Raw genomic sequence first — 9,023 nt, forward strand, 5'->3', positions numbered from 1 at the left:
GAGAGCGACTGTGCTATTGGTTGTGCAACGAGTGACGCAGTGCGCTACCGTCCGGCCCAAGGGCCTGCCGGGCTTGAGCGATCGTGGCGAGCATCCCTGGTTTCGCAACGGATCAGCGTCAGGCCCGACGGCCCCCAGAAGCCGATGCCGTGAACACGCAGCACGTGGAGGGAGATCATGGGTATCCCGCTGTCACCCCGCCCGGCCCAGGTCATCGACCTGGAGATCATGCGCCAGCGTCAGCGTGCCAGGCGCCGCCTGATCCGCCTGGCTCCCGAACTGGATAGCCTGGAGATGGTCTACCGGCTCGCCTCCAGCCCCGACACCCTCTATGGCATGCCACTGCTCGCCTGGGGCCTGCGCGAGGATGGCGAGGTGGTCGGACTGGTGCCCTGGATGGAGGCGCTGACTCCCTGTCACCGCCTGGATGACCCCGAACACGGCAGCTTCGTCGGGTATCGCGATCCGGAGACCGAAGAGCTCTTCGAATCGGCCCCCGAGCACAAGGTACTGGAGCTCGAGCACGCCGCGGCCTACTTCGACTACGAAGACACCAGCGAGACCACCCTCATCCAGCAGCTCCCCGAGACCCAGGGCACCCACGCCCTGTGCATGGACGAGGGCGACGCCCCCTGGCAGCTCAAACAGGTATTCGGCTGGCGACTCTACAACGATGGCTCGGTGGAGGCCTTGCTGGCCGACGAGCGACTGGTGGACTCGACGCCGATCCTCCCCGGTGACGCCTGCCTCTACCCCGGCCACAGCCGTCATCGGGTGGTCTACTTCTTCCAGCGCCGGATCGCCAACCGCATTCGCCGCGAGGATCCCGCCACCCTGGAGGCACTGGCGCTGATGGTGATGCCCGATGACGAGACCGGCCCGCCGTCGGGCTGAGCCGAGGGCCGTCGCTTACCCCAACCGGATAAAGTAGAGATAACAGCCATCGAGCTCCTGCTGATGAACCAGCTCGTGTCCGAGGAAGCTGCAGAACCTGGGTACGTCCCGGGTGGTCGCCGGATCGCTGGCGACCACCTTGAGCACTTCGCCGGCACGCATGTCGCGCACCTTGTTGTGCATCAGCATGATCGGCTCGGGGCAGTAGAGCCCGGTGGTGTCGAGTTCTGCTTGATAATCGGGCGGGGAATCAGTGGAATCAACCATCGATGACCTCGTCGTGGGAAGCAATCAGTAGGGAGCAACTAGATGATCAAGATCATTATCGAACGTCGCATCATGCCCGGACTCGAGGAGGAATACGAGGTAGCCGCTCGTGAAGCCATGCGCCACTCCCTGGGTGCACGCGGCTTCGTGGGCGGCGAGAGCCTCGTCGAGCTCGGGCACAGCGACCGACGCCTGATGATCACCAAGTGGCGCGACCTGCGCGCCTGGAAGGAATGGTACACCAGTGAGGAGCGCGCCCGGGTGATACAGCGTCTCCTGCCCCTGCTGACCGAGGACGAGCGCATCCGGATCTACGAACCCACGAGGTAGCCGGACGCCCGCCACTCGTCAACGGTGCGGATCAGTCCGTGATCCGCACGTGCACCGTCACCTCCTCACGATCGTGATAGAGGTGACGGCAGCCGATCTCTGCCGCTATCCCGGCCTCCGCCAGTGCCTGCGCGAGACGCTCGAGGCAGGAGGCGACCTCGGGCCAGCGCCGCCGCATCGGCAGCTTGAGATTGAACACCGCTTCGCGACACCAGCGCCGCACCAGCCAGCGCTCCATCATCGCTTCCACCCGGGACGGCTTGTCGACGATGTCGCAGACCAGCCAGTCCAGACGATAGGGTGGTTCCCAGACGAAGCCATCCTCACGCAGGTGTTCCACCAGCCCCGTGGCCATCAAGGCCTTGTCCATGGGGCCGTTGTCGATGGCATAGACGTGCATTCCGCGCTTCGCCAGTTGCCAGGTCCAGCCGCCGGGAGCGGCGCCGAGATCCGCGGCCTGCATCCCTTCGGCCAGTCGCGTGTCCCACTGCTCCCGGGGCACGAACTCGTGCCAGGCCTCCTCGAGCTTCAGGGTCGAGCGACTCGGGGCACTGTGGGGGAAACGTAGCCGGCGAATGCCCCCCGGCATCTCGCTGCGGTTACCGGGGAAGCTCATGCCCAGCTGTACCCGGTCGCCGGCCCCCCAGAGCAGATGCAGGCGCCGCCCACCGGCCTTGCGCCGCAGCGCCTTGCGCTTCTTCAGCACCGACTCCAGCGGTCGGTTCAGTGCCTTGATCAGGCCAGCCAGCGCCTTGCCGTCATTGGTGTCGGGCGTCTCCTGCCAGAGCGACTCGAAGCTCCAGCCGCTGGCCACGACCTGTTCGACGATGGGGGTCAGGCGGTCCTCGCGCGCAAGTGACAGCGGCGGCAGTGCCACCAGGCTCTGGCGCGCGAATACCAGGGACATCAACGGCAGCTCGCGATGCAGGGCATTGACCGGCTCATCGCCCTCGACCCGGAAGCGCACGAAGCCGGCATTGGCATCGAAGAGCGCCTGCCCCGTCCACCCGATGGCCTCGGCCTTCTCGGTGATCTCGGCGGCAAGATCCGGTTCGAACCCCGGGCGGCAATAGCACAACAGTTCGACGGGAGACGTCATGCGTCTTCTCCCGACTTGCCAGGCGATTCAGCGGGCGAGCCCGACGTCAGCACGTCCTCAATATCCTGTAGCTGCACATTGAGGGCATTGGTCGAGATCTGGATCTCCCACAGGGAATAGACCAGCGAGACAGACAGGCTTAGCAGGCTGATGCCGAACAGCACCATACCGGTGAATTCCAGCGACAGGAACAGTGCAAACATCGAGAGGGTACACAGCAGAAAGCTCATCACTCCGGCCAGCTGCATGCGCTTGGTCAGCGAAATCCGCTGGCGTAGCAGCAGGATCTGTTTGGCATTGACGTCCTGGTGCTGGTTGCGTTCCTCATCGGCCAGCTTGCGGATCAGCTGGGCCAGCACCAGGAAACGGTTGGTATAGGCCAGCAACAGCAAGGAAATGGCGGGAAACAGCAGCGCCGGGGTCGTCAGGGTCAAGGCTCGGCTCCAGAAAGGCATGATCGGCAAAGCTCGCTATCTTATCAGCCACGTTTCCTGCCGGCGACTCGACTCCATGGGGAGGCCCCTAAATGAAGAAACCCCAGCCTCGAAGGAGGCTGGGGTTTCGGGATAGGTGCCTGACGCCCCTTCTCCCACTGCGTGGGCTTGAGCCAGGGTTCGGGGCGCCGTTTCGCGGCAAGCATCAGATGTTGTCGCGCGGCACGGTTTCATTCCAGGTGGTGGAGAAGACGCGCTCATCGCCCTCGTAGGCATCAACGGTGGCATTCAAGTGGAAGTGTGTCGGCGTCGAGGTCAACTGCGTGCGAGTGGCCACGACGATGCGCCAGTCGCCTCGCTCGAAGCTGCGGCTATTGACCACCTCACCTCTCAACGTGGCGTAATCGTCGTTGGCATAGCGATAGCGCTCGGTGACGTCGTAGCCAATGGTGAGGCCCAACTCGTCGAGGCGCCACTGGCCATCGTTATCGATGACCTGCAGGGTGGCCTCGTTGGTGGCCAGGTTGAACAGTACCGTCCATTCGCGATGCGCCGGCACGAGCAGCGTCGTCGTCGGCCCCGGCGCCACTCGTGGCACGCCGAGATCGAGCAGGCCGGCATCCGCCTCCCGCAACGGGCGCGAAGGGAGCAGGAGACGACCGCCGGGGTGAAGCGTCAGAGCCGCGGGAACCGGCGACGGCCAGGCCAGCGGCCAGTAGGACGTCGAGATGGCCACCCGGATGCGGTTGCCTGCCGGAAACCGTTGGGCGACGTGATTCAGCCGCACCGAAACCCGATACCGCTCACCAGGGCGAACCGGTTCGGGCCGGGCATGCCCGCCGCGGTGGCTCAGGTTCAGAAGGCCGTAGGTGACGAGCGTCACCGTGCCTTCGGAGCCGATATCGGACAGCCGGACGGCGACCATCGCCTGCGGCTGGTCCGCCGACAGTTCGAGTTCGACCACCGGCTGCCCCAGGATCTCGACGGCCTCCTCGAGCGGCGCCGTGTCGAAACACAGCGAACCGCCATCCTCCAGGCGCTGGTCGGTGGGCAGATCGGTGCTTTCCGAGTAGCTGCACCACTTGCCGGCGAACATCCCCACGCTGAGCGGGCTGCGGATCTCGAGCGGAGGCGCATTAGTGACGGCGTTGTCACCACCCGGTTCGAGCCGCCCCGGGGTCAAGACATAGGCCCGGGTCTGAAGGCGCCGGCTCGGCCATTCGTCCTCGGCCACCCAACGCCCGGGGCGATCGTCACTGATGGGCGATACGCTGTCCTGCATCCAGGCCCTCAGCATCGGCTCGGCGTCGACACCGTCATCGATGTCCTTCAACCAGCGGTCCCACCAGCGTACGCATTCGCCGAGGAAGTCGATGGAGGGACCGGGACCGCCCATGTGCGGATACTTGTGGCCCCAAGGGCCCACCAGGCCCTTGCGCGGTACGTCGAGATGGCGGATCAGCCGGAACACGGTGTTGCAATAACCGTCGGCCCAGCCGCTGACCGCGAACACCGGGCAACGAATCGCCGCGAAGTCCTCGCAGACGGACGCATGCTGCCAGAACGCGTCGCGCCGCTGGTGCTCCAGCCAGGTCTTGAGCCACGGTCCGCTTTCCTCGAGGCGCTGGAACCATAGATCGCGCCAGCGTTCGCCGACGATGGCCGGGTCCGGCGGACAGGCGTTATAGGACAACATCACCGAGGCCCACGACAGGTTGTCCGTCAGCAGACAGCCGCCCATGTAATGCACGTCGTCGGTATAGCGGTCGTCGGACGAGCAGACGGTGATCACGGCCTGCAACTCGGGCGGTTGCAAGGCGGCGATCTGCAGACCGTTGAAACCGCCCCAGGAGATACCGATCATCCCCACACGGCCATTGCACCACGGCTGGGCGGCGATCCAGCGGATCACCTCGACGCCGTCGGCCAGTTCCTGGGGCAGGTACTCGTCGTGAAGTACGCCATCGGAATCGCCGCTGCCGCGCAGGTCCACGCGCACGCTGGCATAGCCGTGACGAGCCAAGAAACCGTGGATTTCACTATCACGCACGGCCCTGAAGTCGCGCTTGCGATAGGGAATGTATTCGAGGATCGCGGGAACCGGGTGGTCCGTGGCATCCGCGGGAAGCCATAACTTGGCGGCCAGGCGACAACCGTCGGGCATGGGGATCCAGCTATTCTCGATGACCGTCACCGCGGCCGCGTGCCCATCGTTCATTTCGCGTTCCCCCGACTATGGGGCCGGCACCGATGCCGGGCCAGTGGAAGCCTTTTTATCGTATATCATTAGGACATGCATCGCCGTTGCGGCGCACTCTCCTCCACAGGCCCCACAGAGGGTGCCATGAAAATCGTCCATGACTTTCCGCGCGAAGTCCGGGTCATAGAAAACGTTTGGATTCCCATGTCCGATGGCATCCGGCTGGCGGCTCGCGTCTGGCTACCCAGCGACGCGGAGCATAGCCCCGTACCGGCCATCCTGGAGTACATGCCCTATCGCAAGCGCGATTTCACGCGCCTGCGCGACGAACCCCTGCATCGCTACTTCGCCGGGCATGGCTATGCCTGTATCCGGCTCGACCTGCGCGGCAGCGGCGATTCCGACGGGCTGCTGCTGGACGAATACCTGCAGCAGGAACTCGATGACGCCGTCGACGCCATCGACTGGCTGGTCGCCCAGCCGTGGTGCAACGGCGAGGTCGGCATGATGGGCATCTCCTGGGGCGGCTTCAACGCGCTCCAGGTCGCCGCCATGCGCCCCGCGCCGCTCAAGGCCATCATCACCATGTGCTCCACCGACGACCGCTACAGTGACGACGTGCACTACCAGGGCGGTTGCCTGCTCAACGAGAACCTCGGCTGGGGTTCGGTCCTGCTGTCCTGCGCCACCACGCCCCCCGACCCCGACATCGTGGGTGGCGACTGGCGTGCAAAGTGGCGCCACCGGATCGACAACGCGCCGTTCTACCCGTTGGTGTGGATGCGCCACCCGCAGCGTGACGAATATTGGAAGCATGGTTCGATCTGCGAGGACTTCGGCGCCATCGCCTGTCCCGTCTACGCGGTGGGTGGCTGGGCCGACGGCTACGTGGATGCCATTCCGCGCCTTATGGCCGGCCTGAAGGTACCGCGCAAGGCATTGATCGGACCGTGGTCGCACGCCTTCCCCCACGCCGCCCTGCCCGGCCCGGCCATCGGTTTCTTCCAGGAGGCGCTGCGCTGGTGGGATCACTGGCTGAAGGGAATCGACAGCGGGCTCATGGACGAACCCATGCTGCGGGTATGGATGGAGGAATACGTGCCGCCCGCCCCGATGCACGCGGAAAGGCCGGGCCGTTGGGTGGCGGAGGAAACCTGGCCATCGGGACGCCTGCAACCGCGCACCTTCTACCTCAACGTGCTGTCGCTGGGCGAACGCCCCGACAGCGAAGACCGGATGCGGATCGCTTCCCCGCAAACCACCGGGCTGGCGGCTGGGGACTGGTACGGCTTCGGGGCGGAAGGCGAATCGCCCACGGACCAGCGTGAGGACGACGGCAAGTCGTTGGTCTTCGACTCCGACCCCCTGACGGAGCGCCTGGAAATTCTCGGCGCTCCCATCGTCTCACTGGAACTGGCAGCCGACCGCCCTGTCGCCTACGTTATCGTACGCCTCAATGATGTCGCCCCCGACGGCGCGTCCGACCGGGTCAGCTACGGCATTCTCAACCTGACCCAGCGCGACAGTCGCGAACATCCCGAACCGCTGGAGCCCGGGCACCGCTATCGTGTGACGGTGAAGCTGAACGACATCGCCTATGCCTTCGCCCCCGGACACACCATCCGCCTGGCGATCTCGACCAGCTACTGGCCGGTGATCTGGCCGGCACCGGAGCCCGTCAACCTGACCCTCTACACCGGTACCAGCCAACTACGGCTTCCGGCACGACCGCCGCGCTCGGAAGACGCCGAGCTACGAGTCTTCGAACCGCCGGAGCGCGCTCCCATGCCCGAGATGACGACGCTCACCGTCGCGCCCCTCCGCCGTCAGGTCGAGCGGGACCTGACCACCGGCATGACGGTCTACCGCATCTCGACCACCGGCGGAGACTTCGGCGACGCTGCCCTCGCCCGGATCGAGGATATCGACCTGACCGTCGGCTACACCATCACCAAGACCTACCGCATTCACGACTACGACCCGGAGCTGGCCGAATCGACGGTCGAACAGACCACCACGCATCGACGTGGCGACTGGTCCACGCGACTGGAGTGCCGCACGCAACTCACCGCAACACCGCAGAGCTTTCGCATCCGCGGCATACTGAAAGCCTACGACGGCGGCACGCTATTCGCCCGCCGCGACTGGGACGAGGAAGTCGCCCGCGAGCTGCTGTGAATAACCCATACGTCTCCGTGGTGTGCCGCCAGGTCAGGACGTCCCGCCGAGTTCGTAGCGCGCTGCCGCCGCCTCGAGGATCAAGCTCAGCAGCTCGTGATAAGGGTAGCCGGCCCACTCGGCCATCAGCGCCAGCTTGCCGTCCCAGTACCAGGTTGGATTGGTGTTGGCATCGAGCAGCCGGGGTTGCCCATCCTCGCCTTCGCGGAAGTCGAAGCGGGCGTAATCACGCAGCCCCAGCCGACGGAACAGCTTCACGGAATAATCGACCAGTTGGCTCCACTTGACGTCGTCGATCTCCGCGCGACGGAAACTCAGCTTCTTCCAGTACGGCGAGTCAGGGTCGGCTTTCGAGCCGTAAGTGAGGATCGGCGGCAGAACGGGGTCGAGAGCGCTATAGTCGATCTCCAACGGCGGTAGCACCGTGAAGCCTGTCTGGGGATTGCCGACCAGCCCCACGGTATACTCCGGGCCGGTCAGGAAGTCCTGGATCAGCGCATCCGCGACCGCAAGCTCCTCAGCCAGCCAGCGCAGATAGGCCTCCGCCTCGCTGGCGTCATGCACCACGCAGTCCCGCGTGATGCCGAAGCTTCCACCACTGCTGTTCGGCTTGATCAGGCAGGGATAGATGCTCGGCAGTACCAGAGGATCGGCGGACAGCTCCACGTAGGTCTCGTTGGGCACGGGAATCCCCTGCCCAGCCGCCAGCGCACGAACCAAGGCCTTGTCGGTGGTCAGGCTGATGCTCATCGGGTCGGCACCGGTATAGGGGATATCGAGGATTTCCAGCAATGCCGGCACATTGCGCTCCAAATCCCAATCGTTGCGGAACCCGGTATCGCAGAAGTTCAGCGCCAGATCGGGAGGATGAGTGCGCAGGTCGTCGATTAGCCTGGCATGGTCATCAAGGTAGCTGAAGCGATACCCCGATAGGCGCTCCAAGGCACGGCGCAGTTGCTCGACCGCCTCGAGCTCCTCGGCACCGAACACCCCATCGACGGCATAGGCATACGGTAGGCGGGGGTCGCCGAGCAGCACGGTCACGTTCAGGTGTTGCATCCGATAGTCCTCCCCCTTTCGCCAACTCACGCAAGGTAAGAAAAGTATACGCCAGGCTCTGGCATGACCGAGGTATCCGTCCGGGTGCCCGGCTTTGCCGCTTGGCCTTGCGGATCCGAGTCTGAACGAGGTTGGTATTCAGGCCGTGTGCAGGGCGACTTGGGCGATGGAGACGCCGGCTGGAGGCAGGCAGCCACGATCTTGGCCCTGAACTCCGGGAAGAAATGAAAAAACCCCGAACACGGATGTGCTCGGGGTTTTCTCTGAAGAAGTGCCTGACGCCTCTTCTCCCACTGCGTGGGCTTGAGCCAGGGCTCGGGGCGCCGCTTCGCGGCTTTGCATCCCTCGCCCGTTCGCGCCTGACAAGGCAATGCCTTGTCCGGGCGGCGCTCACCCTACTCTCGCATGGGGGTGAGACCGCCCGGCCCTTCGCGGCACCGCCGCGAGGGCGGTCGAACGCCCCGAGCCGGCGAGGGGCCGGTCCGCGAAGCGGCCCCACGAGATAAAGCGCGGGTCTCCCCATGCCCATGAAAAAACCCCGAACACGGATGTGCTCGGGGTT

Annotated in this window: 8 protein-coding genes; 3 read left to right on the forward strand and 5 right to left on the reverse strand. The window is 65.0% G+C overall.

Translation table 11 applies throughout. The features are described from left to right. Positions 1-177: 177 nt before the first annotated feature. A complete protein-coding gene (locus tag CR157_RS02955; protein WP_110282034.1) occupies positions 178-894 on the forward strand; it encodes a hypothetical protein in 717 nt (238 codons plus the stop codon). Positions 895-909: 15 nt separating this feature from the next. Here CR157_RS02955 and tusA read toward each other — a convergent pair whose 3' ends face one another. Further along, positions 910-1,161 carry a sulfurtransferase TusA gene (gene tusA, locus CR157_RS02960; protein ID WP_110282035.1) on the reverse strand — a complete coding sequence of 84 codons (252 nt, stop codon included), beginning with the start codon at positions 1,159-1,161 and terminating at the stop codon, positions 910-912. Between the two features lie 42 nt (positions 1,162-1,203). Here tusA and CR157_RS02965 point away from each other — a divergent pair, with 42 nt between their 5' ends. Continuing rightward, a complete protein-coding gene (locus tag CR157_RS02965) occupies positions 1,204-1,491 on the forward strand; it encodes an antibiotic biosynthesis monooxygenase family protein (protein WP_110282036.1) in 288 nt (95 codons plus the stop codon). Between the two features lie 31 nt (positions 1,492-1,522). Here CR157_RS02965 and rlmM read toward each other — a convergent pair whose 3' ends face one another. From rlmM to CR157_RS02980, 3 genes are all read right to left on the reverse strand, one after another. After that, positions 1,523-2,590 carry a 23S rRNA (cytidine(2498)-2'-O)-methyltransferase RlmM gene (gene rlmM / locus CR157_RS02970; RefSeq protein ID WP_110282037.1) on the reverse strand — a complete coding sequence of 356 codons (1,068 nt, stop codon included), beginning with the start codon at positions 2,588-2,590 and terminating at the stop codon, positions 1,523-1,525. Beyond that, on the reverse strand, positions 2,587-3,024 hold the full coding sequence (locus tag CR157_RS02975) for a DUF2721 domain-containing protein (protein WP_110282038.1): 438 nt from the start codon (positions 3,022-3,024) through the stop codon (positions 2,587-2,589). The genes rlmM and CR157_RS02975 overlap by 4 nt, the downstream gene beginning before the upstream one ends. Before the next feature lie 205 nt (positions 3,025-3,229). Next, positions 3,230-5,242, reverse strand: a complete 2,013-nt coding sequence (locus tag CR157_RS02980; RefSeq protein ID WP_110282039.1) for a CocE/NonD family hydrolase — start codon at positions 5,240-5,242, stop codon at positions 3,230-3,232. Positions 5,243-5,428: 186 nt separating this feature from the next. Here CR157_RS02980 and CR157_RS02985 point away from each other — a divergent pair, with 186 nt between their 5' ends. Then, complete coding sequence (locus tag CR157_RS02985; RefSeq protein WP_258364050.1) at positions 5,429-7,402, forward strand: CocE/NonD family hydrolase; 1,974 nt, start codon at positions 5,429-5,431, stop codon at positions 7,400-7,402. A 33-nt stretch (positions 7,403-7,435) separates the two neighbouring features. Here the strand turns inward: CR157_RS02985 and CR157_RS02990 are convergent, their stop codons facing one another. Next, positions 7,436-8,461: a D-alanine--D-alanine ligase family protein gene (locus CR157_RS02990; RefSeq protein WP_110282041.1), complete on the reverse strand. Its 1,026-nt coding sequence runs from the start codon at positions 8,459-8,461 to the stop codon at positions 7,436-7,438. Positions 8,462-9,023: the final 562 nt, after the last annotated feature.

The organism is Halomonas sp. LBP4 (genome assembly GCF_003202205.1).
Classification (GTDB): domain Bacteria; phylum Pseudomonadota; class Gammaproteobacteria; order Pseudomonadales; family Halomonadaceae; genus Halomonas; species Halomonas flagellata.

Bases quoted from the DNA above. Each gene is read 5' to 3' on its own strand.
- CR157_RS02985 (WP_258364050.1), top strand. From the start codon at position 5,429: ATGTCCGATGGCATCCGGCTGGCGGCTCGCGTCTGGCTACCCAGCGAC.
- CR157_RS02955 (WP_110282034.1), top strand. From the start codon at position 178: ATGGGTATCCCGCTGTCACCCCGCCCGGCCCAGGTCATCGACCTGGAG.
- rlmM (WP_110282037.1), bottom strand. From the start codon at position 2,590: ATGACGTCTCCCGTCGAACTGTTGTGCTATTGCCGCCCGGGGTTCGAA.
- CR157_RS02990 (WP_110282041.1), bottom strand. From the start codon at position 8,461: ATGCAACACCTGAACGTGACCGTGCTGCTCGGCGACCCCCGCCTACCG.
- CR157_RS02980 (WP_110282039.1), bottom strand. From the start codon at position 5,242: ATGAACGATGGGCACGCGGCCGCGGTGACGGTCATCGAGAATAGCTGG.
- tusA (WP_110282035.1), bottom strand. From the start codon at position 1,161: ATGGTTGATTCCACTGATTCCCCGCCCGATTATCAAGCAGAACTCGAC.
- CR157_RS02965 (WP_110282036.1), top strand. From the start codon at position 1,204: ATGATCAAGATCATTATCGAACGTCGCATCATGCCCGGACTCGAGGAG.